This window comes from Cohnella soli (genome assembly GCF_042655525.1).
GTDB classification, from domain to species: Bacteria; Bacillota; Bacilli; order Paenibacillales; family Paenibacillaceae; genus Cohnella; species Cohnella soli.
The window spans coordinates 247,539-271,713 of sequence record NZ_JBHSMI010000028.1; the positions used below are offsets into that span (position 1 = coordinate 247,539).

A 24,175-nucleotide genomic window follows, 5' to 3' on the forward strand; every position below is an offset into this window, starting at 1 on the left:
GATCGTTATGCCATCGTATCGACTAAGTATCGGCTACCGGCTGTTTACGATAGGCAATATGGCCTTCCTGACGCTGTTGGCCTTAACCTGTTTATTTCCGCTTATCCATGTGTTTTCGGTATCGCTAAGCTCTGCCCAAGCGGTCTCGGCCGGTGCGGTAAAGCTATGGCCGGTCGAATTCAGTACGGCTTCCTACGAAGCCGCACTAGCAAAGAAAGAGTTTTTGCAAGCGTTCTGGATAACGATTCAGCGCTCCGTTATCGGCACCTCGACCAGCATGATTCTTATGATATTGCTCGCCTACCCCTTGTCAAAGGACAACAGGCAGTTTCGGTTTCGTACGGTGTACGCTTGGTATTTTGTCTTTACGATGATTTTTGGAGGAGGGCTTATTCCTACGTACGTGGTGGTCAAGTCGACGGGGTTGATCGACTCGATCTGGGCACTTATTATCCCGTCCGCAATTATTGTGTTTAATGTGGTGGTGCTTCTTAACTTTTTTCGTAATCTTCCGAAGGAACTGGAGGAGTCGGCTAAGCTGGATGGTGCAAATCATTGGACGATTCTGTGGCGCATTTATGTGCCGGTGTCTCTGCCTGCGTTGGCCACTGTGTTGCTCTTAACAGTGATTTGGCATTGGAATAGTTGGTTCGATGGACTTATCTATATGAATCAACCTAGGCATTACCCACTGCAGACGTATTTGCAGACGACGATCGTATCGAAGGATTTGTCAGAGATGAGTGCTCAAGAAGCAGAAAAATATCTCCGTGTGAGTATCCGGACGGGAAGAGCGGCACAAATTTTTATTGCGGCGTTGCCGATCTTGCTTGCTTATCCGTTTTTGCAGCGTTTCTTCGTGAAAGGCATGATAATTGGGAGTGTAAAGGAATGACCATTTCCTCTCCCTGCAAGGGGAGAGGAAAGAGCAAGTTTTCCGAATCAAAGAAAGCGCTTTCATTAATTAAATTTAGAGGAGCGTGAATTAGAATGACAACATGGAGGAGCAAGAGCAAAAAATGGGCGATCCAATGGCTAATCTTATGCTTGATCGTCCCGGTATTTGCCGGAGCGGGGGTTGCGCCGAAGAAAGCGGCGGCGGCAGCCGTAAATTTGTTTGAAAACGGGGGCTTCGAGCAGCAGTCGGGGGGTAATCCGGTTGGCTGGGTGAATACGGGGAATGCAAATTTTGGCATCAGCACCGCAGTGAAACATTCCGGCAGTTCCAGTGTTTTCTTCGAGTATCCGAACAACGGGGACACGGCAACCTGGAACTATAATTGGCGTTACGGGTCCAATATCCCTATTGATGACAAGGAAGAGTACGAGTTGTCCGTCTGGGTCAAGGCGGATGATCCGACTAAGCCTGGACGGCCTTCGGTGAATTTGGATTACATTGGCGACAATGGTTGGATGACATCGCGAATGATGGCTCTGGATAACGTTACGGGCGATTGGCAGCGTCTTATATTTCGCTTCGAAATCGTTCCCGGCGTAAGGCAAGTGGTGCCATACCTTTTCATTACAGGGGGCACAGGCAAGATTTACTTCGACGATGTATCGATTGTTCGATTGTCGGCTTCATCTGCAAACAAGTTTGATAACGGTGGATTCGAGCTGCAGGCGGGAGGGAAGCCTGTCGGCTGGGTGAATACGGGGAATGCAAATTTTGGCGTCAGCAGTGACGTCAAACATTCCGGCAGTTCCAGTGTTTTCTTCGAATATCCGAACAACGGGGACACGGCAACCTGGAACTATAATTGGCGTTATGGGTCAAGTATTCCTATTGACGACAAGGAAGAGTACGAGTTGTCCGTTTGGGTCAAGGCGGATGATCCGACTAAGCCTGGACGGCCTTCGGTGAATTTGGATTACATTGGCGACAATGGTTGGATGACATCGCGAATGATGGCTCTGGATAACGTTACGGGCGAATGGCAGAAGCTTGTTTTCCGCTTCGAAATCGTTCCGGGCGTAAGACAGGTGATGCCATACCTTTTTATCACAGGCGGCACAGGCAAGATTTACTTCGACGATATATCGCTTGTGCAATTAAACGTAGGCAGCGCCCCTGAATCAGTAGAAGGCACGTACAGCGTCTGGACGGCCCCAAATATCTCGAATGTGAAACGGGATGCCGCCCCGCTTGCTTCAACTGCCGTTAACCTGGAGATGGCAAAGCGCGAATATCAGAGCGGGCAAGTACTGCTCACAGCTCATGGCGGATATGTAAACATCACGAATTCCGAAATCTCGGATTTAACCTCGGGCAGCGCGACCATTCCGGCAAGCCAGATCGAGAAGTTCGTGCAGCATTATGTCAAAACCACCAACAGGTCTAATAGCGCCTATGAGCCGGGCTGGTATCCGGATGCCTTAATTCCGTACGCGCCGTATATGACCTTGAATGAATCCATTCAAGTGCAAAGCGGAAATAATCAGGCGATTTGGTTTACCGTCAAAACAGATGAGAACACGCCAGCCGGGTTGTATACGGGAACGATATCGATCACGGCTAACGGTACAACGGAACAGGTGCCGATTACGGTAAGAGTCAGGGATTTTGCGCTTCCGGCGGAAAATCATGCACAAACCGCCTTTGCGGTATGGGGTGACTGGAACCTTAGTTATGGCTATCCTGGACTGGTGGAGAACTCTCCGGAATATTGGCAAATCATGCGGAACTACTATGAGTTTCTATTAAATTATCATGTGACGCCAACCTACTTGCCTATCCCGTGGGATTATGAGCATTATGCAGATTTGGCGGCGCCTTATGTCAATGATCCGCGCGTATCGGCATACAATATTCCTTACACGATAGGCGATTTTGATAAAGGACCAAACGGCGACCAAGAAAGCAGGGCGGAGAAGCTCGTCCAAAGCTTAAAGAATAAAGGTCTGATAGGTAAAGCCTACTACTATCTGGGCGGAGAAATTGATGAACCGCCGCCTGAGAAATATCCTCTTGTTAAAACGCGCAGCCAGCAGATTAAGGCGATTGATCCCAATTTAAGACATGTTGTAACCGTTGGTCTTCATCCGGATCTCAAAAATGATGTGAATACGTTCGCACCATTGTTCCGCGAGTTTGACAGCGATGAGTATTTGCAACAGGTCAAGGATTTTCAAGCGAATGGCGGCAATATGTGGTGGTACGGCTGTGTTGTTCCTACGAATCCATACCCGACATACCATATTGACGACGACTTGATCAGTGCGCGGCTCATTCCTTGGATGCAGCGTTCATACGGTATTGAGGGGAATCTGTATTGGTCGGTTAACGTGTATGCCAAATGGACCGGCTTTCAATATATTGCACGCGATATTTGGAACGATCCGATGGCATTCCCGGGTGCTAACGGCGACGGATTCCTGTTATACCCTGGCTATAAATATGGCTTGAATGGTCCGATTGGGACATTGAGACTGCAGGCGATTCGCGACGGCAACCAAGACTATGAATATTTGTGGCTATTGGAAGAGCGGATTAAGCAAGCGGCGCAGCAGCTTGGGGTAGTCGTCTCCGCCAAGGAACTAATCCAGCCATACTATGACCGCTTGTTTACGAATGTGAAAGCATTTACGAAGAGTCCGCAAGACTTGCAGCAGGTAAGAAGTGAAATCGCCGATTACATCGAAGAGCTGGCGATGAATCCGAAGGCGCTAGTCGTATTCAAGGATCAGCCGATGCAATATTCTAAAAAAGAGGTCATCGTGTACGCCGAGAAGGGGACGACGGTTTCGATCAATAACGTATCCGTTAACGCGGAACCGATTGCCGGCAATAACGTCAGCGACCAGTATCGCTATGTCGCGGATTTCAATCTGGGTATGAACAACGTCACGGTCAAGCTGTCGAAAGGCGGAGCTGAGCGCGAGCTGACGAAATCGGTGTGGCTCAAATCCCGCGGGCTTGAGCCGATTATGCTGAACAAGGTCATTCACGATTTCACTTCGGCAAACGGGATTTTGACCGATGATAATGCTCAGATCGTCGGAGTGACGAATGATCACGCGGCGGGGGGAGGAAAGGCGCTGCAAGTTAGATTCCCGGATGGAGCAGCAGGCACGTACCCGTATCCCGGCATCTCTATTCCGGTGAAAGAAGATTCGAAGGATTTTTCTTGGGCAAGTACAGTGGAGCTAGACATTTACCGTGCTTCTGGCGATGACGAGAGATGGTATAACATTCTGTTAAGAGACCCCGATGGAAATATATTATATAACGGGCAGCTTGCAGACCTCCGCCAAGGAGACAATCATATCTCGTTTGATTTGTCGAAAGTGACAAAAGACATATCCAATGTCAACTCCGTTCAGATCTGGACATGGCCCTATGCGCTCGGAACGGACATTTATATCAGCAACCTGTATTTGCATGGCGTGGATAAAGAGGCGATGAAGCAATACGACCTTCCTTATAGCCAAACAATTCCGTATCTCGATGGCAAATTGAAGGAACAGATTTGGGATACGCGGACGTCGCTAACTAATCGCTCGGGTACGACGGATAATCAGGCTGCAGCTTCTTTTACTTACAACGATGAATATTTGTTGGCAGCGGTGTCGGTAAAAGATAATCAAATCGTCAATTCCGGCTCGGCAAATCCGTGGGATGACGATTCTGTGGAAATCTATGTGGACGGCACCGGTAAGCAAGGTGCTTATGACGATCATACGGTTCGCTATGTATTCCGCGCGAATGATCCTCAGGTGCATATTTACCGGCAAACGCCAAAAGCGAATGAGCAGGTGAAATATGGCTACGAGGCTACGGAGGAAGGCTACAATATCGAAGTTGCCATTCCATGGCGTTCGCTGGGTATCACGCCGATCGCTGGCAACATCATCGGAGTCACTGCCCATGTGAATGATAAGGATGTCAATGATGCGAACGCTTCAGCCGCAGGCATGCTGGCGTTGACGGAGAACAGCTCTCAGGATGCCCAGTCCTCGGTAGCTTGGCTGCCCAAAAAATTTACGAAAGCAAAAGCGACCTATAGGCTTGAAAAGGTTGGCAGTGACGCGATGAGTATCGATGGCGTTGTTAATGAAGAAGCCTGGAATATGAACTGGAATATCGGTTATAAAGCCTTTGGCAATTTGCTTGATGCAAGCAGCGGCGGTAGATTGGGATTGCTGTGGAGCCCCGATTATTTGTACGCGGCCTTCGATGTGAAGGATGGACACATCAGATCCACAACAACCAATCCGGTATGGGTGGATTCAAGCGTTGAATTGTTCGTGGACAGTAATTTCGTTCAAGGTGCGCGCGATCCCGGCACCCATCAATACACGATCAGGGTAGATGATCCTGCAACCTATTATAACGGTGCTGTGAATGCCGACAAGACGCAAGGAATCATCCAAAAAAGCACGCGGACGACGGATGGCTATCAGGTCGAAATGGCAATTCCGTGGACTACGATTGGCATTACCGCCGAAGCGGGCAAAAAGATCGGCGTTACGGCGCACATTAATTTGGTGGAACCAAACAATCCGAACGGAGTAGCCCTCAGCTTGGCGGACAATGGTCTTGCCGACGGAGCTAATACGGCTAATTATGTTGCCTTTGAGTTGAAGGCGCTGCCGATTCAAGTTGTCGACACGATTCCACCGGAAATTACGGGCGCCAAGTCATCGGAGCCGAACGTGAATGGCTGGTATAACACCGATGTGACTGTCCATTTTACGGCATCCGATTCGGGATCGGGCATCCAGAGCGTGACACCTGACACCGTCGTGTCAGCAGAAGGTGCGGATCAATTCGTAACAGGAACGGCGGTCGATTCGGCGGGTAATTCGAGTTCGGCCACTGTCGGCGGAATTAGCATTGATAAAACTGGCCCAGTGATCGTGGATACCACCTTGGCCTCCGGCTCTTTCAAGACGACGGACACGATTACCATCGATTTTACAGCAACGGATGCCCTGTCCGGGCTTGATAGTGTGGAAGCCAAGCTGAATGGTGATACCGTGACACAGGGACAATCCATTTCCTTGCAATCCAACGCAGGAAGTAACGTACTGGAAATCACCGCAACAGATAAAGCGGGCAACGTGACGGTCAAGTCGCTTCCGTTTGCTGTAGACCTTTATGTAAATGTTGATATCAAACCGGAAACCTTGAATCCTAAGAGTCAAGGGGGAGACAATTCGATCACCGCTAAAATTGATTTACCTGCAGAGCTTGATGTTGCGTCCATTGATCTCCAATCAATCAAGCTGATCTTAAACGGGTCTTCCATCTCTGCACAGAGTTCCAATCTTTCCGGTGGGGACAACCATTCGATCACGGTAAAATTCAACCGGAAAGAATTGATCGCTTTAGTCGGAAATCAGTCCGGAACGGTGACGATTATACTAGCCGGAAATACATCCGGAGGCGCTGGTTTCACTGGTTCTGATACGATTAATGTCCTCCACAAATAAGAAAATGGATGGATGAGTTGCTGAAGTCCGGCGAGGCGGCCGGCTCCGACAAGCTGACGCTTTCATGGCCAGTCTCGGAAAAGCCTGCAAACTACCATCTTTATCGCATCGGAGAGAACGGAGAGCTTGTCTACTTGAAGGAAGAAGTATCCGACGGTCGGATCACCGTCCAATTGCTGGAAGATGGTCGGGTAGCAGGTTTGGTATTTGTGAAGAAGTTCGATGACCTATCCAAGATGCAATGGGCGCAAGAAGCCATTCGCGAGCTTGCCGCCAGACAGATCCTGAAAGGCACTGCAACGACAACTTTTTCTCCTGATCGTCAGATCACGCGCGCTGAGTTCGCGGTAATATTGGCAAGAACGCTGGGGCTTGCCGATCACGGAAACGGCAAATTTGAAGACGTAAGCGCTGATGCTTGGTTCGCAGGCGCAGTCAATTCTGCTGCACAAGCGGGATTGATCAGTGGTCAAGGCAACGATCGCTTTGCTCCGAATGCGGCAATTACGCGCGAGGAAATGGCGGTTATGCTGCAGCGGGCAGTGGAATGGCAGACCAAGCAAGCGCTCCAGCCTGCTTTATCGCACAGCTATGCGGATGACGCGCAAATTTCTCCGTGGGCAAGAGGAGCAACTCAAGCTTTGGCAGAGTTGGGCATTATGGTTGGACGCAGCAATAACCAGTTTTCGCCGAAAGTGTCTGTTAATCGCGCAGAAGCAGCGCAAGCCGTCTTTAACTATTTGAAGAAGCAATAATATCGACCAAGGGCTGTTTCTAAACGATCTTTTCGTGCGGAAACAGCCTTTAGGATGGCGCGAAACAAGAACGTTATTGAGGAAGGTGTTACATCATGGCTGACAAGGAATACTCATTCGACCCGATCGTTCCGTTCTTATTTATTAAAGACAAGAAAGAACAAATGATAGAAGCAATGAGAAAGTTGAACCGGGAGGCGGGGCTGCGCCGATTCATTCTCGTTTTTCCGACGTGGGACGGCGAGGCGAAAGGGGCAACGATCCAGAAAGCATTCGAAGCCTTCGGCGATCTTGTTGGCGAAGTCGGGAGCCGCATGGCCGCTGACGGCATTGAAGTCGGATGGTGGTGCGCGCCGAGTTTGTCGATCGATCCTCTACCGTCGGAGGGAGAAGTTTCGGCCTCGGCACAAAAGATAGTAGGCATCGACGGTGCAGTATCCAAAGGAGCCTATTGTCCGTTGGACAAACAATTCATGAGCTCGATGGGGACGTATATGCAAACGGTTGTGGAGCGAGGCAGGCCGCCGTATATTTTCTTCGAAGACGATTATGAAATGAGCAATCACGATGTGGTCAGATTCGGCTGCTTCTGTCCGCTCCATATGAAACGCTTTTCCGAGTTTGTCGGTAAAGAGGTTTCGAGGGAAGAGCTGCAGGCGTTGTTCCGTTCAGGCGGAGATCAGGCTGTGGCTTATCGGAAAGTATGGGCGAATCTGATGAAGGACTCACTCGTGGAACTGTCAAGCAGCATGCGGAGAGCGGTTGACGAGATCGCGCCGGACACGCGTATGGCACTGTGCCAATCCTTCGTGTGCGATTTGGACGGCGATTTTACGGAAGGTGTAGCCAAAGCTCTTGCAGGAGGGACGAGGCCGCTAGTTCGTTTGTTTGGCAGCGATTATAGCAGCGATCAAGCGGATCATTTTGCTTCTCTCACGTTTCATATGCTGCATGCCAAGATGACGCTGGGCGACGAGTTCGAGCTGATCCATGAATCCGATCCGTTCCCGCATTCGCGGTTCTTTTTCTCGGCGGCCAAGCTGCGGGCTCTGATGTCTTTAGCATTGTTCTACGGGTTTGACGGCTCCTTGTCCTATGTTACGCAATACACGGACGGACCGCTCGAAGATGAAGGTTACTTCCGGATGATTGGCCGAAATAGGGCGTTTTTTAATGAGTTGATGCGCGTCGTGCAAGGTTTCCGCATCGTAGGTCCGCAGGTGCTGTACCGACCTCATGCGCAGGCGCACCGACCTGTTGTCGGCAACCATCCCCCTGTGATTGTGACGTCGGCGTGGGCTGCGGTGCTGGGTAAGATGGGGATTCCCTATACAGCCCGGAGCGGTCAAGGCCCTGTCATGATATGCGGAGAAGATATTCTCGATTTGTCGGACGAGGAGTTACGAGAATTGCTAGGCTCCGGTGTGTTTCTGGACGGGCTTGCCGCCATGTATGCTTGTCGCAGAGGGTACGGGGATATGCTTGGCGTCGATGTGACGGAGCTGGAGGTGGCGCTCTGTGACACGCTCGTCAGCGAACGATTAACGAAGCTGGATGAGTGGACGCCGTCCGAGGCCGGAGAGCGAATGTATTTTGTTAATCTGGCTATGGCTGTACAGCAATACGCCAGTGTGTTCCACATTAAGCCGAAGTATCAGGAAGTTCGCGTGATGTCGGAGTTATGGAACGACTGCGATGAAGCGGTTGTTCCAGCCGTGACGCTCTATGAGAACAGCCTGGGCGGTCGGGTTGCGGTGATGGCGTATGATTTACGGCAGAATGCGTCCGCCTCGATCTACAATCACAAGCGTAAGGAACAAATCAGAGGCATTACGGAATGGCTTGGACGGAGCAATCTGCCGGTTTACGCAGTCAAGGACCCGAACGTGTTCGTCAGCGCTCAAGAAAATCCGAAAACCGGAGACAAGCTGATTGCGGTGTACAATTTAAGTCTGGACCCGCTGGAGCAAGTTACGCTGGCGATTGATGCGGGCTGGAGTAGATCTTATGCCTATCGCCTGCAGGATGACGGTGTTTGGACGTTGGTGGATCAGGCTGATAACGTGTTGGCTAAAGATAAGGTGCTGTTGCGTGTTCAGGGAGCATTCGCTACGTTGCAGCCGCTTGTGTTACGATTGAGCAACCAAGCGATGTAAGGTGGAGGTTAACAATGAAAGAAATAGACTTGTTTGTCATGAGCGGACAGTCCAACATGCAAGGAGAGAGCGAAAGTCCAGTTGACCTAAGCATTCCTTGGGAGATGGCTTGCGAGTATAAATACGTCGGCGACTCACTCGTGCAATTACGGCATCCCGTCGGGGAGGATATCACCGACGATCGAGGCTCGTTATTGCTGGCTGCGGCTCACTTGGGCAATGGAAGTCTCGTCCCTTCCTTCGCCGAGCATTATTACCGTCAATCCGGCCGAAGAGCTTGCTATGTGCATGCTGCCAAGGGAGCTACGTCGGCGGCAGAATGGCAGAAAGGTACGCCTCGGTTTGCTTGTCTTGTGAATAAGGTCAAGGGTGCGGTGCAACGCCTGGAACAGGATGGTTTCGCAGTGAAACGAAAAAATTTCGTTTGGCTGCAAGGCGAGTCCGACGGCATCAATGGAACGGGCCGCGATGCATACGCTGCCCTGCTGAAGCAGTTCAGGCAGGATATGGAGGCGGAGCTTGGGCTGGAAACGTTCATGATGATCCGTATTGCGAAGTTTCACTCGTTCCCCTGCATCCCGATCATGGAGGCCCAGGAACGGCTGACCCGTGGATCTGACAAGTTTGTCATGTTGACCCGCATTACCGGTACCTTCACGATCGAGAACGGCTTGATGCAAGGAAGCAGCGCGCCTTTTCACTATACGAATGCCGGATATGAGAAGGTCGGCGAGATCGCCGGGCGGAACGCGGCTAAGCATCTCGACGGGGTCGTGTTTGAACTGGAGGAAGAATGTTATCCGGAGCTTGAGTCAGACACGAAAATTTGATTTACACGAGAACGTATGTTTGGTATAGTGGTTGTAGAAAAGTGATCAAACGGTGAGTGAAGCACACTCCAATTCGCGCGAAAGCGCGTAGGGGTGTGCTTTTTTGCATATGCGAACCATCGCGGCGACGAAGGTGAGTGGTGTATAATGAAAGCAACAGACCGGCGCAAGAAAGAGAAACTGAAGCTCGATCAAATGATGCGTGTGCTGTTCCGGTTGTCCAAGCGACTGACGGTTCAACTCATCAACGGTTTGTTCGGGGAAAGCTTTGCCGATACGGATGTAAAGGCAATTCATTACGGCAACGCCGAGTTTATTTCGGACGAATACGAACGTATTGTCGGAGACTTGTTCATGAAGCTGGATACGCGCCTCGGCCCCGTTCATTATCACGTCGAGTTTCAGACGATGAACGATCAGTCGATGGTCATTCGCATGTTTCGCTATGGCTTCGAGAAAGCGTTGGAAGTGGCTGCAGGAGAAGCGGAGGACGGCGTGCCGCTTGTTATCTTCCCGAAGCAAATCGTCATTTTTCTGGAGGAAAATGAAGCGATCGGCGACGAGTTGCTCTTCCGTATGCGGATGCCGGACGGGACAGAAATGGTGTACAAGGTGCCGGTGCTGCGGTATTGGACGCTGACGGCCCGTGACCTTCAGGAGCGGAAGCTATTCGCGTTGTTGCCTCTGCAAGTGTTCTCTTCGCGCAAGAACATGCGACTAATCGCTGCGAGCCAACGATCCGACAATGAGAAACGGCGGTTGTTTGCCGGAGAGTTCGAGCGGTTGAAGGCGACCATTAGGGAAACGCTAGACGTCATCCAAGAGTTGCACGGACAGCAGCAAATATGGCTAGGGGATATGGATAAGATTTTGCGTGTGCTGGATAACATTGTGAGCTACTTATACCGAAATTACGGTGATCCCCAACAAAACGAGGAGGCTAGCCGGATGATCAAGACGTTTATCGACCCGGAAATATTGAAAAAAGGACGGAAAGAAGGCCGGGAAGAAGGGCTGAAAGAAGGACTGAAAGAAGGCCGGCGCGAAGGCTTGCAGGAAGGCAAACTCGCAGTAGCCCGCAATTTGCTGAAACTGGGAGTCGACATCGGAACGATCGTTGAAGCTACGGGGCTAACTCCGGAGGAAGTGGCGGGCTTGGGCAGAAGAAGAAGGCAGGGGAAATCAGAATGAAATCGCTCGTATTAGCGGAGAAGCCAAGCGTTGCCAAGGAAATCGCGCGCGTGCTAGGCTGTACGAATAAAATGAAGTCCTATATGGAAGGACCCAAATACATCGTCACTTGGGCGCTCGGCCATCTTGTCGAGCTGTCTGAGCCGGAAGATTATGATACGAAATTTAAGTCGTGGAATCTCGAAGATTTGCCGATTGTGCCGCCAACGATGAAACTTAAACCGATCCGCGAAACTTCGCATCAATTCCGGGCGGTGGCGGATTTGTGCAAACGCGGCGACGTGGGCGAGCTTATTATTGCCACGGATGCCGGACGCGAAGGGGAGTTAGTGGCGCGCTGGATTATGGAGCTTGTAAAATGGCGCAAGCCTTTTAAGCGTCTGTGGATTTCGTCGCAGACGGACAAAGCGATTGCCGAAGGTTTCGCCAAGCTGCGGCCGGGAACCGAATACAACAATTTGTATGCATCGGGCGTATGCCGGGCGGAAGCGGATTGGCTGATCGGTCTCAATGTAACACGGGCGCTGACGAGCAAACATAACGCGCAGCTTGCGGCAGGCAGGGTACAGACGCCTACGCTTGCGATGATGACGGCGCGGGAACAGGAAATCCGGCGTTTCGAGCCTGTGCCGTATTGGACGGTGACGGCCGAACTTACAGCTGGGTTTACGGCGACCTGGCGCGGAGCGGAAGCGCAAGACGGCCGATTATTCGACAAAGCGAAAGCGGATGCGCTTGTTGCCAAAGCAGGCAAAGGAAACGCGACGGTATCTGTGTTGAAAACAACGGAGAAATCCGAACCGCATCCGCTTGCCTATGATTTGACGGAATTGCAGCGCGATGCCAATAAGCGACTGGGGTTCTCGGCCAAGCAAACCTCCTCGGTGCTGCAGCGGCTGTACGAGCAGCATAAGCTTGTTACATACCCGCGAACGGACTCCCGTTATTTATCGTCGGACATGGTGCCGACGCTCAAAGGCCGCCTCGAGAGCATTGCAGTTGGGCCTTACGCACAGCTGGTCAAACCACAGTTGCGCAAGCCGCTGACGGTGTCGAAACGCATTGTTGACGACAGCAAAGTAACCGATCACCACGCCATCATTCCGACAGAGCAATGGTTGAACTTATCCGCGCTCAGTACGGAGGAGCGAAAGCTGTACGATCTGATCGCCCGCCGATTTATCGCGCTCTTCTATGCGCCGTACCGGTATGATGAGACGAGTGTGACGCTTTCGCTTAACGGCGAGACTTTCCATGCCAAAGGCAGGGTTCAGAAGGACGCGGGCTGGAAAGAGGTTTACGGGACCGACGGCGGTTCGTTTTCCGATGACGACGAGGATGGCGATGAAGCGGAACGACGTCGCGAGGAGAAGACGGCACAGTCGTTGCCGCCGTTGCAGATGGGGCAGTCTCTGCCTGTCACGCGCTTGCGTCTCGGAGAGCATAAGACGAAACCTCCAGGTCGATTCACCGAAGCAACATTGCTGACGCAGATGGAAAAGCACGGACTAGGCACGCCAGCGACGAGGGCCGACATTATCGAGAAGCTGCTGTCCACCGACACGATTGAACGGCAGCAAAGTTTACTCGTACCGACCGGCAAAGGCCAGCAACTGATCGAGCTTGCGCCTGAGGAACTGCGCGCGCCGGAGCTGACGGCCAAATGGGAATTGGAACTGGAGAGAATCTCGCGCGGGAAAGGCGACCCGAAAGCGTTTATCATCGGCATTCGCGAGATGACCGCTAAGCTGGTGTCCAACGTGAAAACAAGCGGAGCCGTCTACAAGCCGCATAACTTGACGACGTCCAAATGCCCGGAATGCGGCAAGCCGATGCTCGAAACGAAAGGCAAACGCGGCAAGATGCTCGTCTGCTCGGACCGCGAGTGCGGGCATCGCAAGCCGCTGGAAGCGGCGGTCTCTAACAAGCGCTGTCCGCAATGCCGCAAACGGATGGAGATTCATACGGGCAAAGCCGGTAAATACGCACAATGCCGGCCTTGCAACGTGATCGAAATGCTGGATGATAAAGCCGGAGGAAGAACGAATCGCAGGGCCCAGCAGCAGCTTGTCCAGCAATACGCCCCGAAGGAATCGCTCGGTTCGAGCCTTGGTGACGCGTTGCTTGCCGCATTTCAGAAGAACGACCAATAAGTAGCCAGTCACGCATGCGGACGAATGTCTCGCGTTCAAATGGGAATCCTAACCGGCAGGTATGTCACCCTAGCGAGATCGGAGAGAAGCATTCGATGAACCGAGCCTCATTGATGTTCCAGTTTTCGGATGAAACGCAGGCGCGGCTGGCGAGCGATACGCTCATGGAGCTCGGTTACGAGCCGCAAATGCACGAAGGGGGGCGCCTCCACATCCACGTAGAGAACGAAGATTTGACTTCCGCTCTGGAAATCGTACAGTGTTACGCGGGTCAGTTGCTGGAGCGTGCGCCGGCGGAGTCGGCAGAAGTGACTGACTTGGCGTACGGCATGGACGATATTCGCATTCCGGCGCATACAGTGAACGAAGATTGGGTGGACGCTTACCGCGCAAATAATGATTCGGACGGCGAGATCAGGCAGGGCAAGTTCAAGCCGGACGACGGTTCGTACGACAGTTTCAGCGCTACCTGAACATCGCAACGACCCATTCTCATGTTATCTCCGATGGGAAGCGGCGAACATGCCGGCCGTGTAACCAGTCGAGAAAGCCGCTGTAATGTTGTAGCCTCCCGTATAGCCGTGAATATCCAGTACTTCGCCGCAGAAATAGAGACCGGGCATGAGCTTCGATTGCATCGTGCCCGGTTCGATTTCTTTTAAATGCACGCCTCCGCCCGTTACGAAGGCGTCTTCGATCGATAGCGTACCGTATACCCGGATCGGAAACCGTTTGATCAGTTTCGCCAGCTTCAGCCACTCCTGCTTCGGAATGTTGTCATAAGAAACATTCTCCGGCACCCCGGCCCAGCCAAGCAAAATCGGAATCATTTTCTCCGGCAATGTCCCCTTCAGAATGTTTTTCGCCGATTTTTTCGGTTCCATCTCTGCCAGTTTTAACGTATGCGAGTAAACTTCATCTTCCCTGAAATCGGGCATCAAATCGACCGATACTTCCACATTGCCAACCCCGAACTGCTTCAGTGCCTTCACAACGAACTGGCTGCATCGCAAGGCGATCGGACCGGATAACCCGAAGTGGGTGAAAATCATATCCCCGCGATGCTCTATTAATTTTTTACCTTTCGGATTCCATACCGACAACGTGACGTCCCGGAGAGAGAGTCCTTGCAGTTCCTTGCTTGTGATAAACGGCTCGTTGGACGTAAGAGGCACCTCCGTTGGAAAAAGCTCCGTAATGGTATGCCCCGCCTTCTCCGCCCAAGCATAGCCGTCTCCGGTCGAACCCGTCTGCGGAACGGACTTGCCGCCGGAGGCGACTACAGCAGCCTGGCACCCGATGAGTTCTCCTGTGCGCAGCTTTACGCCGGACACTTTTCCTCCTTCGTACAGGATCGTATCAACGGCTGCGTTCGTTCGGATATCCACGCCCTGCTTGATCACTTGTCCGACGAGCGTGTCTACGACTGTCTTCGCTTTATCCGTCACCGGGAACATGCGGCCGTTGTCTTCCTCTTTCAGCCGGATGCCAAGGCTCTCGAAAAAATCGATAATATCCTTGTTATTGAAATGGTTAAAAGTGCTGTACAGAAACCGTCCATTGCCGGGAATATGCCGGATCAGCTCTTCGAGCTCCTTGTTATTTGTCACATTACAGCGTCCGCCGCCGGAGATGCCAAGTTTGCGCCCGAGCTTGTCCCCTTTGTCCAGCAGCAGCACTTTCGCGCCGTGTTTGCTGGCAGAGATGCCCGCCATAAGGCCGGCGGAACCTCCGCCGATGACGATGACGTCGTAGTTCGCGATCATGTTTCGTTGCTCCGTTCCTTCGAAGGCATTATGGCTTGATGAACCAAGCATATCATTTCAATCGTCCCCCCGCCAATTGAACGCTTGCCAGCGTATAACTTTCCTATTATTGTTACTATTGTTGACATATGTTTTAATCTAATTGTTTTATAGGACACGTTAATCGTACTTTATATATCCAACTGTTCGTGTCGGGGGTTAACGCCATGTGGAAAGATTCGCTGCTGCAAATCCTTGTTGCCTTCTTGCCGGCGTCGATGTTCATCATCTGGTACGCCAAGCCGGAGAGAACCCGGTATACATCGATTTTCCTGAGCGTTGCCTGTTGTTTGGCAATGTTGTTATGTACCCGATTTGCGATTGTCACACCAAGCGGCTACATAACGGATTTCCGCGATATTCCCCTTATTATCGGTTCGTTGTACGGCGGTTTCCTGGGTGCTTCGCTTCTGTTTGTCGCTTACGCCGTCACCAAACTATGCGAGATTGAGCAGACAAACACTCTATATGTTTTTATTGCTTTGGCTCTGCTATTCGTACCGTACCTCTTTTCACGAATTCCTGCCTTTCATAGAAGCGGCGGGAATCGAAGGTTAAAGATTGTCTTGCATTTGGCGTGTGCTCTGCTTTTGCTTAATGGAGTTGCTCGCGTTACCGTCCTGCACGGACTTTCCGATTCCGGGGAGGACTTGAGCTGGACGGATCTCGTCGCTTTCGATGCTCTGTTCATCATTGCTATTTTGCTAATCGTTCATTTTACGGAGCTGGGTATGCAGCGCGTGCAGCTTCAGCGACAGTTGACTGAAGTATCCATCAAGTATAGAAACGAAATGCGCAGACTGCAGCAGTTTATCGATAATGCGCCGCTTATCGTCATTTTTTGCGACAATGAAGGTACGATCACCCATGTAAACGAGATGGCGTCGAAAATCGCGTTCCCGCTCGGGCGAAATGATATTTTGCATCGCAGCTTTCATTTTTTCGCCCGCCAGACGAACATGTCCGCCGAAGAAAATCCGATTACACGAGTGGGTCAGACGGATGCACGGCACACGGAAGTGATGCGAATCGGCGGGAAGATGTTCTACACCGTCACCTGTTCGTTCAAGCAATTGCCGTCTGAAGTTTCGAACGGCATTCTGTTCATCGGCCACGATATTACGGAAACGCAGATGCTGAAAGACGAAGTCAACCGGATGGAAAGACTTAGCCTTGTCGGGCAGATGGCGGCGAGCATCACGCATGAAATCCGCAATCCGATGGCGGTCATACGCGGATTTCTGCAGCTGCTTAACGAGCGAAGCTCTCCGGAGCAGCAGACCTATTTTCGCATCGTTATGGAAGAGCTCGACCGCGCCAACGCGATCATTAACGACTTTCTTTCGCTCGCGCAGAACAGGATTGTGGAGAAGGAGTCGTGCAGTTTGAACGAGTTGCTGCACGAATTGAAGCCTCTTTTATTGGCTGATGCCAATATGCGAGGGCAGACGCTCGATTTGAGGCTATCCGATTCCATGGATTTGCTCCCGATGAACGTAAAGGAAATCAAACAATTGTTGCTTAATCTTGCGCGAAATGGAATGGAAGCAATGAACGCAAGCGGCGTGCTCAAGATTGAGACGCGCAATACGCAGGACATGATTCAACTTCGCATCGAAGACGAAGGAGTCGGCATCGCGCCGGAGAAGCTGGAAAAGTTGTTCGAGCCGTTCTACACAACGAAAACAAACGGGACTGGACTTGGGTTGGCGCTTTGTTTAAGCATCGTCGAGCGGCACAATGGAAAAATCAAGGTCGAGTCGACCCTTGGCGTCGGCACGGTATTCCATGTCCACTTCTGCAAGCCGGGGCGGGATTGCTGGTGAGTTCATGTTCATACTTTTGACAAAGTCGGATTCGGGCGGATAAAAGGGAACGAAATGGAAACAATACGGGGGACTTAGCCAGACAAGGAGGTTTCTCCCATGACTAGCGCACAAGGGCCGTCGAAATCCGGGCGGGACAATGCACAAAACAACCGTAAAAAAGAACCGCCGACCGCCCCCGGATTCGACAAGAAACTGGACGGACCTAACCGTCCGTCGACTTAAGCCAAATAGACGTGGATAAATATATCGACGAGTCTTATGCAGACATGAAACCTGCAAAGGGACATGACGATTCGGCATTAGACCCGTTCGAAATCAAATTTCGACCGGAGTTCCGCGACAACCGGGGGCCGCGGGAGCCGTTCGTGAACGCAAGCGGAGTCGTAATTGGCGATCATGACTACGCGTCACCGAACTCGCCGTTGGAGCAGTGGAACGACGAGACGGATCCCTCCGTAATGGTGGGAGAGCAATGGGTACATCCTTTTAAGGATATCGGTTTTCAAACCAGCGAGAACCGGGATTGGTTCGAAAGAGGCATCTTGCCATCCCGTCCGTTCGGTCATCCGACGCATGAGACGGCTTCTGCAATTGACGACGAAGACTATTTTCCGGTTCCCGAAGTGCTGGATGAGCCGTGAAGTTGGGCCTCGGACGGTCAGGCTTCCGCATCTTTGACGGACGTCGAGACGTCGCGGTATAATGAGCGTAGCGGATACGAACGACCGCAAGCTTCATCATTACCGGAAAGCGAGGGGCTTATTATGTCGATGTCTTTCGAACGATATATGCTCGATATGATTCAACCGATGCGGGACGATCTCACCCGGGTCGGCATTACAGAATTGAGAACTCCCGAAGAGGTGGAGGCACAGCTTCCGACTGCGAAAGGAACCGTTCTCGTCGTGATCAACTCCGTGTGCGGATGCGCCGCCGGTCAATGCCGTCCGGGCGTCGCCCAAGCGCTGCAACACGAAGTCGTGCCCGACCATCTGTTCACTGTGTTCGCTGGTCAAGATAAGGAAGCGACGGCGAAAGCCCGCGAATATTTCTTGCCATATCCGCCTTCTTCGCCTTCGATCGCATTGTTGAAGGACGGCGAGCTCGTCCACTTCATCGAAAGACACCAAATCGAGAATCGTGGCGCAGATGACATTGCTGCGGATTTGACTTCGGCGTTCGATCGTTACTGCCGATAATTCATGCTTCCCGGGGGCCGCGCCATTGCGATGGCTGTGCCCCCGGGTTATTTTTTGTTCATTGGGAGGTTCGTCATGATGTCTCTTCAACAGGAAATTATCGCGAAGCTGGGTGTCAAACCGAGTATCGACGTCGATCAAGAGATTAAGCTTCGGGTCGCTTTTCTGAAAGATTACGTGAAACGCGCGGGTGCGACGGGGCTGCTTATTGCGATCAGCGGAGGCATTGACAGCGCAGTGGCAACAGGCTTGTGCAAGCTCGCAACGGACGAATTATCACAGGAAACCGGCAAAGAGTATATTACGGTTGGCGTTTTCCAGCCTTACGGGGAGCAATCGGATATTCAGCATAGCTATGCGGTCGCAGAAGCGTTTGCCTTGACGCATAAAGTCGAGACAAATATCGAAGAAGCGGTTGACGAAATCGCGCTCGAGACCGAGTATGCGTTCAAGACGCTGAACATTCATCGACATATCAGCCGCGGAGGCAAAGGCAACGTGAAGGCGCGTACGCGGATGGTTGTGCAGTATGCACTCGCATTCGATCTGAACCTGCTCGTCGTCGGGACCGATCATGCGTCCGAAGCCTTGACCGGCTTCTTCACGAAGTGGGGCGACGGAGCGGTTGACATTACTCCGCTCAGCACTTTAAATAAACGACAAGTGAAACAGCTCGCCGCACGGCTCGGCGTACCGGCCAGCGTCATTGACAAGGCGCCGACTGCCGGTCTATGGCAAGGGCAGACGGATGAAGATGAGCTTGGCGTTACATACGAAGACAACAGTGCGTATTTGGAAGGCAAGCAGATCGGCGAGAAAGCGCGTGAAATTCTCGAGAAGCATTATTTGCGCACGCAGCATAAGCGGGATCCGATTCCCGGTATCTGAGGCCGATCGGATGATTATCGGAGTCGGGTTGGACGTCGTCGAGTTGGGAAGGATGGAGAGACTGCTCTCCGGAACGGGGCGAGACCGGTTTGTCGACCGGGTGCTGACCGTACGGGAGAAGATGATATACGCCACTCTGCAGCAGAGAAGGTCGCTAGAGTTTGTAAGCGGCAGATTCGCAGCCAAGGAAGCGGTCGTGAAAGCGATCGGCTGCGGCATCGGTTCGAAAGTCGGCTTCCGAGACATTGAAGTGCTGCCCGACCCTCAAGGCAAGCCGGTATGCGGCTTATCAGCAGCTTCGTTGAAGCGTTTGGGTTGGGAAGAGCAAGCCTGCCGGATTCATCTGGCGATTACACACGAGCGCTCTATGGCTGCCGCCACGGCTATTGTCGAGAAGGAATAACGGACAGTCCTGCCAATAATAAAGGTAGGGCTGTTATTTTTTGGTTCAATCAAGCGGAATTGTAAATTTACGAAGAGGAAAACGTGACGTATAATGGAATATGTTAAGCAAATGCAAGTAGAAAGACCTTGGAAACAGACTTCGGAATAATGGGGCTAAGAGATGACTACAAACTTTTTGACGATCATGATGAAACATTTCGAGCACATGAATATCGAAGTCGCTGCCGCTGCAGAAACGGCGCTGGACATCGAAACCCATAAGGAAAAGGAGGATATTTACGACTGCAATCGCTTTCTGTTCGTGAAGGAAGGCAGAGGGACGTTAACCGCGCAAGGCAGGCAGATCGAGATGAAGGCGGGCCGGCTATTTGTGTTGCTCTCCGGCATGTCGCATCGGATTTCCGTTGCGGAAGATGCTCCGCTGACGCTGCAATGGTGTCACTTCCGCAGCAGCTACGAGGATCGCGATCTGTACCGCACCCTCCAGCTTCCTTTCAGCGTGAATGTGAATAACGTACCAGCCGTCTCTTCTCTTTTTTGCAAATTGTACGAGGAATTGGCTCGGGACAAGCTGACATCCAGATTGAGAATTAAGGCGATCATGCTGGAACTGATCAGCGAATATTTGGAAAGTCTGCCGAATGGCGAGCAGGAAAGCAAACTTCAGTCGTCTCCTTCGGAAGAACTGCAGAAGATCAATGCGGTGTTGCAATATATCGATGAACATCTTGCGGATAACATTACGGTCGAAAGCTTGGCCAAGCAAGTGTTTTTGCACCCGAACTATTTTATTGTTTTTTTCAAAGGCATACTCGGTTATTCGCCGATTCAGTACGTAAACATGAGACGGATGGAAGTCGCCAAAGCGATGTTGTTGCTGCCCGAATGTAACGTGTCGGCTGTCGCGCACAAGGTAGGAATGCAAATCTATTATTTCTCGCGAATGTTCAAAGCGCATACCGGGCTGACTCCGAGTCGCTACCGTAAGCAGGCCGCGGCGTTCGCATCCGCAGCCGTCGCCGGTGACGACGCGGAAGAGAGGAGCACGCAGAAGGCATGAATGACGGCAAGACGACGTATTTCGGCGCGGAGCTCTTGAATTGGTATCGCAAGGAACGAAGAGATTTGCCATGGCGGCGAAGCAGAGACCCGTATCACATATGGGTGTCGGAAATCATGCTGCAACAGACGAGGGTTGATACGGTCATTCCGTATTTCAACCGTTTCGTAGACCGTTTTCCGACCGTGGGGGATCTCGCCGAAGCGCCTGAAGAAGACGTGCTCAAACATTGGGAAGGGCTCGGCTACTATTCGCGCGCCCGGAATCTTCAAGCTGCCGCCAGGGAGGTTGCGGAACTGTATGGTGGCCGCGTGCCGAACGGAAAGAAAGAAGTATCAGGTCTTAAGGGCGTTGGCCCGTATACGGCAGGCGCGATCTTAAGCATCGCTTACGATCAGCCCGAGCCAGCCGTGGACGGCAACGTTATGCGCGTGCTGTCGCGTTACTTCTGTCTGGAGGAAGACATTGCGAAGCCGGCGACGCGGATCGGCATGGAAAGCCTGGCGGCTTCGCTTATTCCTGAAGGCCAAGCAGCGGACTTTAATCAAGCGCTCATGGAGCTTGGCGCGATGATATGCACGCCGAAGTCGCCTTCGTGCGACTTTTGCCCGGTCGCCATTCATTGCGCGGCCAAGCGGGAGGGACGCGAGAAGGAACTGCCCATAAAGACCAAAGCGAAGAAGGCGCGCGACGTCTATCGCTTCGCGGCTTTGATCGAAGGTGTCGGCGCACATGCCGGACAAGTGCTCGTCCGACGCAGGCCGGATACGGGGCTGCTTGCGAAGATGTGGGAGCTGCCCCATATCGAAGCGACGGATGCGGCTGCCTGGGAAGATGTTGCCGAAGGCGTGAGAAGGCTGGAAGCGGCGCTAGTCGACGAAGGGCTTGGCGCTTCAGTGTCGGCGCGTACGGTTGGCGAGGCGCAGCATATCTTTACGCACCTTGTCTGGCATATTAAAGTGCTGCCCGCGACGGTCGCGGATGAGAGGTTCGCTCCAGCTCGAACCGGATATGAATGGGTCGGCCCCGAGCAATTCGAGTCGTATTCATGGCCGAACGTATTTCGGAAGTTGTTAACGGAGTATTTTGTTAACAGGATGTAGGAACGGGACATATAGTCGTTTGTGCACACCCGCGGCGGACACCGCGGGTGTTTTTGCGTCTGGCGGAACGACTAGACCGGGAAATGTCCAAACATTTTGCTAACAATCCTCAAGGCAACTCGCCTTTTCGGTTAAGGAAAAACACACCTTTCAAATATAAAGCCGTCACAAGATTTAATACTTCGAGCTTAAAGTTACTTTGTGGCGAAGATGGGGTAGGGAAACCCGAGCCTGAAGATCCGAAACCCGAACGGAGATGAGATTCTCGTATAATCGACGCTCGCATTACGCAAGACGCGCCGTGTGGGCGAACTGAACTTAGGGGGAGCGTAATGAAACTTACCGAATTTTACAAGCAGCTCTTTCTCGAGGCAATCAACGCGTACGAGCCCGTATGGGAGGAAGAAGAACGAGTACCGTTCGGCTACCGCTGGCGCAAGCGCAATTATCCATTGCACGAGCTGTTTCAGATCAAAGACATGCACCCGGGCCAACCCGTGCTCATGTTTACGCTGGTGCTTCCGGAAACTTACTTGCAAACGACGATTTACGAGGAAATCAGGCGTTACCCGTCGGCGTTTGATATGTCTATCGTGCTGTACAACAAGCAGCTTTGGCTAAACGCGGCGCTGCAGACGGACAAGCTGCAAGATTCGATCATGGGGTTCTTGAACCAGGCAAGAGGCGAACTCATGAATGTGCTGGACTGTCTGATTTCCATACCGGAAGAGGCCGCAAGTTCGAATCATAGTCGGATCAAAAGTCGACCACAGGGAGAGATGGGAATTGAAGATGACCATTCGCGTTAAAATGCTTGCCGGGTTCAGCGTCGTGCTTGCGCTGCTCGTTATCCTTAATGTTCTGGCGATCAGCCGCATGCAATCGCTCAAAGGTTCGATCTCTAATGTTCAGGACATGTGGCTTCCGAGCATTAATAAGCTGTCGCAGATGCGGGGAGATTTTATCGGACTTGGCGGGGGCGCGCTCCTGCTGAAATTCGAGACGGACGAGAAAGCAAAAGCGGGTTATGTAAAAACGTTGGAAGACACGATGAACAAGTTTAATGCGGATATGGACAATTATCGTTCCCTCGTATCTAGCGAGGAAGAGCAGAAGCTTTACGACGAGGTAAAACAGCGCGCCGAGGAATATTTCTCCGCCCTGAATACGACGATCGAACAATCGAAGGATCCCTCGATCAAGCCGGATATTGCAAGCGTCAGGGGCACGCTTCCGGTTGTGCAGGCGGGCAAAGACGCGATCACAAGATGGATTCAATATAACGTGGACGAATCGAACAAACAGGTTCAGCACACGTACGATACGAACCGAATAACGATAGTCGTGCTTTATGTCGTTGGTATAGCGGCGCTTGTTGTCGGCATCGGCTTAGCGATTGTGCTGTCGCACCGGATCGTTCGAGCAGTGAAGCAAGTTCTTCATGTGGCGGGAGAAGTTGCCGGCGGGGATTTGCGCAGTTCGCTCGAAGTACGGAGCAACGACGAGATTGGGATGCTGGCAGGCAAATTTAATGAAATGATCGCGAACCTTCGCAAGCTGATCGGAGATACAGTCGGGTCGGCGCAGAACGTTGCTGCAGCGGCGCAGGAAATTTCGGCGACGACGGAGGAAATCGCGCGGGGCAGCACCGATCAGGCAGAATCCGCTCAAACGATCAACGAGCTCGTTCAGGAGATGAGCAGAGCGGTAGGCGCGGTAGCCGCCAACGCAAGCAGCGTATCGGAATTGTCCGAACGGACCAAAAAAGGCGCAGAGCAAGGCGGATTGGCCATCGCGGCTTCAATAGGCAGTATGGAACGTTTATCTGGCCAAATGCAACTGCTCGAGCAGGATTCTCAGAAGATTGGTCAAATCATAGAAGTGATCGATGAAATTGCGGAGCAGACGAACCTGCTGGCGTTGAACGCCGCAATCGAGGCAGCGAGAGCGGGAGATCAAGGCAGAGGATTCGCAGTCGTCGCGGACGAGGTGCGCAAACTCGCCGAGCGAAGCGGCGAAGCGACGAAACAGATTGCGTCGATCATCAAAGGCATGCAGCATAACACGGACCAGAGCGTAAAGGCGGTTGAGGAGGCGACATCGCAATCGTCCCGTACGGGACAGACGTTCGACAGCATTGTGCGAATGGTCGGAGAGACGGCAACTCAGATCGCGGAAATCGCCGCTGCAAGCGAGCAGCAGGCTGCCCAGTCCGAGGAAGTGATGCGCGCGGTCGAGACGATCGCCGCAGCGAGCGAACAGTCGGCAGCCGCAGCCGAAGAGACGGCAAGCTCCTCCCAGTCGCTTGCCCGTCTGTCGGAGCAACTAAACGAGAGCGTGTCCATATTCAAAGTGTAGAGGAGTGC

General features: G+C 52.2%; 19 protein-coding genes. 18 read left to right on the forward strand and 1 reads right to left on the reverse strand.

Annotated elements, in window-relative coordinates; genetic code table 11:
* Positions 1-7 precede the first annotated feature (7 nt).
* The 8 genes from ACFPOF_RS17390 to ACFPOF_RS17425 all read left to right on the forward strand — a co-directional run bounded on the left by ACFPOF_RS17390 (position 8) and on the right by ACFPOF_RS17425 (position 13,993).
* A complete protein-coding gene (locus ACFPOF_RS17390) occupies positions 8-895 on the forward strand; it encodes a carbohydrate ABC transporter permease (RefSeq protein WP_378134881.1) in 888 nt (295 codons plus the stop codon).
* Between the two features lie 95 nt (positions 896-990).
* Positions 991-6,435 carry a glycoside hydrolase domain-containing protein gene (locus ACFPOF_RS17395; protein ID WP_378134883.1) on the forward strand — a complete coding sequence of 1,815 codons (5,445 nt, stop codon included), beginning with the start codon at positions 991-993 and terminating at the stop codon, positions 6,433-6,435.
* 8 nt (positions 6,436-6,443) lie between these two features.
* The gene (locus ACFPOF_RS17400; protein WP_378134885.1) at positions 6,444-7,190 is read left to right on the forward strand and encodes an S-layer homology domain-containing protein; all 747 of its coding nucleotides are present in this window, start codon (positions 6,444-6,446) and stop codon (positions 7,188-7,190) included.
* Positions 7,191-7,285: 95 nt separating this feature from the next.
* The gene (locus tag ACFPOF_RS17405) at positions 7,286-9,346 is read left to right on the forward strand and encodes a hypothetical protein (protein WP_378134887.1); all 2,061 of its coding nucleotides are present in this window, start codon (positions 7,286-7,288) and stop codon (positions 9,344-9,346) included.
* Between the two features lie 14 nt (positions 9,347-9,360).
* Positions 9,361-10,176, forward strand: a complete 816-nt coding sequence (locus ACFPOF_RS17410; protein ID WP_378134889.1) for a sialate O-acetylesterase — start codon at positions 9,361-9,363, stop codon at positions 10,174-10,176.
* A gap of 147 nt (positions 10,177-10,323) precedes the next feature.
* Positions 10,324-11,367 (forward strand): Rpn family recombination-promoting nuclease/putative transposase, encoded by a 1,044-nt coding sequence (locus ACFPOF_RS17415; protein ID WP_378134891.1) that lies wholly within the window; start codon positions 10,324-10,326, stop codon positions 11,365-11,367.
* Positions 11,364-13,520, forward strand: coding sequence for a DNA topoisomerase III (locus ACFPOF_RS17420; protein ID WP_378134893.1), 2,157 nt, complete (start codon positions 11,364-11,366; stop codon positions 13,518-13,520). The genes ACFPOF_RS17415 and ACFPOF_RS17420 overlap by 4 nt, the downstream gene beginning before the upstream one ends.
* A gap of 95 nt (positions 13,521-13,615) precedes the next feature.
* Complete coding sequence (locus tag ACFPOF_RS17425) at positions 13,616-13,993, forward strand: hypothetical protein (RefSeq protein WP_378134895.1); 378 nt, start codon at positions 13,616-13,618, stop codon at positions 13,991-13,993.
* A gap of 24 nt (positions 13,994-14,017) precedes the next feature.
* Here ACFPOF_RS17425 and ACFPOF_RS17430 read toward each other — a convergent pair whose 3' ends face one another.
* Complete coding sequence (locus tag ACFPOF_RS17430) at positions 14,018-15,286, reverse strand: BaiN/RdsA family NAD(P)/FAD-dependent oxidoreductase (protein WP_378134897.1); 1,269 nt, start codon at positions 15,284-15,286, stop codon at positions 14,018-14,020.
* A 206-nt stretch (positions 15,287-15,492) separates the two neighbouring features.
* Here ACFPOF_RS17430 and ACFPOF_RS17435 point away from each other — a divergent pair, with 206 nt between their 5' ends.
* The 10 genes from ACFPOF_RS17435 to ACFPOF_RS17480 all read left to right on the forward strand — a co-directional run bounded on the left by ACFPOF_RS17435 (position 15,493) and on the right by ACFPOF_RS17480 (position 24,167).
* Positions 15,493-17,151 carry an ATP-binding protein gene (locus ACFPOF_RS17435; RefSeq protein ID WP_378134899.1) on the forward strand — a complete coding sequence of 553 codons (1,659 nt, stop codon included), beginning with the start codon at positions 15,493-15,495 and terminating at the stop codon, positions 17,149-17,151.
* A gap of 99 nt (positions 17,152-17,250) precedes the next feature.
* The gene (locus ACFPOF_RS17440) at positions 17,251-17,376 is read left to right on the forward strand and encodes a spore protein (protein WP_378134901.1); all 126 of its coding nucleotides are present in this window, start codon (positions 17,251-17,253) and stop codon (positions 17,374-17,376) included.
* Between the two features lie 44 nt (positions 17,377-17,420).
* Positions 17,421-17,795, forward strand: a complete 375-nt coding sequence (locus ACFPOF_RS17445; RefSeq protein ID WP_378134903.1) for a DUF3905 domain-containing protein — start codon at positions 17,421-17,423, stop codon at positions 17,793-17,795.
* A 123-nt stretch (positions 17,796-17,918) separates the two neighbouring features.
* The gene (locus ACFPOF_RS17450; RefSeq protein ID WP_378134905.1) at positions 17,919-18,353 is read left to right on the forward strand and encodes a BrxA/BrxB family bacilliredoxin; all 435 of its coding nucleotides are present in this window, start codon (positions 17,919-17,921) and stop codon (positions 18,351-18,353) included.
* A gap of 78 nt (positions 18,354-18,431) precedes the next feature.
* Positions 18,432-19,241 (forward strand): ammonia-dependent NAD(+) synthetase, encoded by an 810-nt coding sequence (gene nadE / locus ACFPOF_RS17455; RefSeq protein WP_378136019.1) that lies wholly within the window; start codon positions 18,432-18,434, stop codon positions 19,239-19,241.
* Positions 19,242-19,251: 10 nt separating this feature from the next.
* Positions 19,252-19,644: a holo-ACP synthase gene (gene acpS, locus ACFPOF_RS17460; protein WP_378134907.1), complete on the forward strand. Its 393-nt coding sequence runs from the start codon at positions 19,252-19,254 to the stop codon at positions 19,642-19,644.
* A gap of 162 nt (positions 19,645-19,806) precedes the next feature.
* On the forward strand, positions 19,807-20,706 hold the full coding sequence (locus ACFPOF_RS17465) for an AraC family transcriptional regulator (RefSeq protein WP_378134909.1): 900 nt from the start codon (positions 19,807-19,809) through the stop codon (positions 20,704-20,706).
* Positions 20,703-21,809 (forward strand): A/G-specific adenine glycosylase, encoded by a 1,107-nt coding sequence (mutY, locus tag ACFPOF_RS17470; RefSeq protein WP_378134911.1) that lies wholly within the window; start codon positions 20,703-20,705, stop codon positions 21,807-21,809. The genes ACFPOF_RS17465 and mutY overlap by 4 nt, the downstream gene beginning before the upstream one ends.
* A 332-nt stretch (positions 21,810-22,141) precedes the next feature.
* Positions 22,142-22,618 (forward strand): hypothetical protein, encoded by a 477-nt coding sequence (locus ACFPOF_RS17475; protein ID WP_378134913.1) that lies wholly within the window; start codon positions 22,142-22,144, stop codon positions 22,616-22,618.
* The gene (locus tag ACFPOF_RS17480; RefSeq protein WP_378136021.1) at positions 22,602-24,167 is read left to right on the forward strand and encodes a methyl-accepting chemotaxis protein; all 1,566 of its coding nucleotides are present in this window, start codon (positions 22,602-22,604) and stop codon (positions 24,165-24,167) included. Before ACFPOF_RS17475 ends, ACFPOF_RS17480 begins: the two co-directional genes overlap by 17 nt.
* Positions 24,168-24,175: the final 8 nt, after the last annotated feature.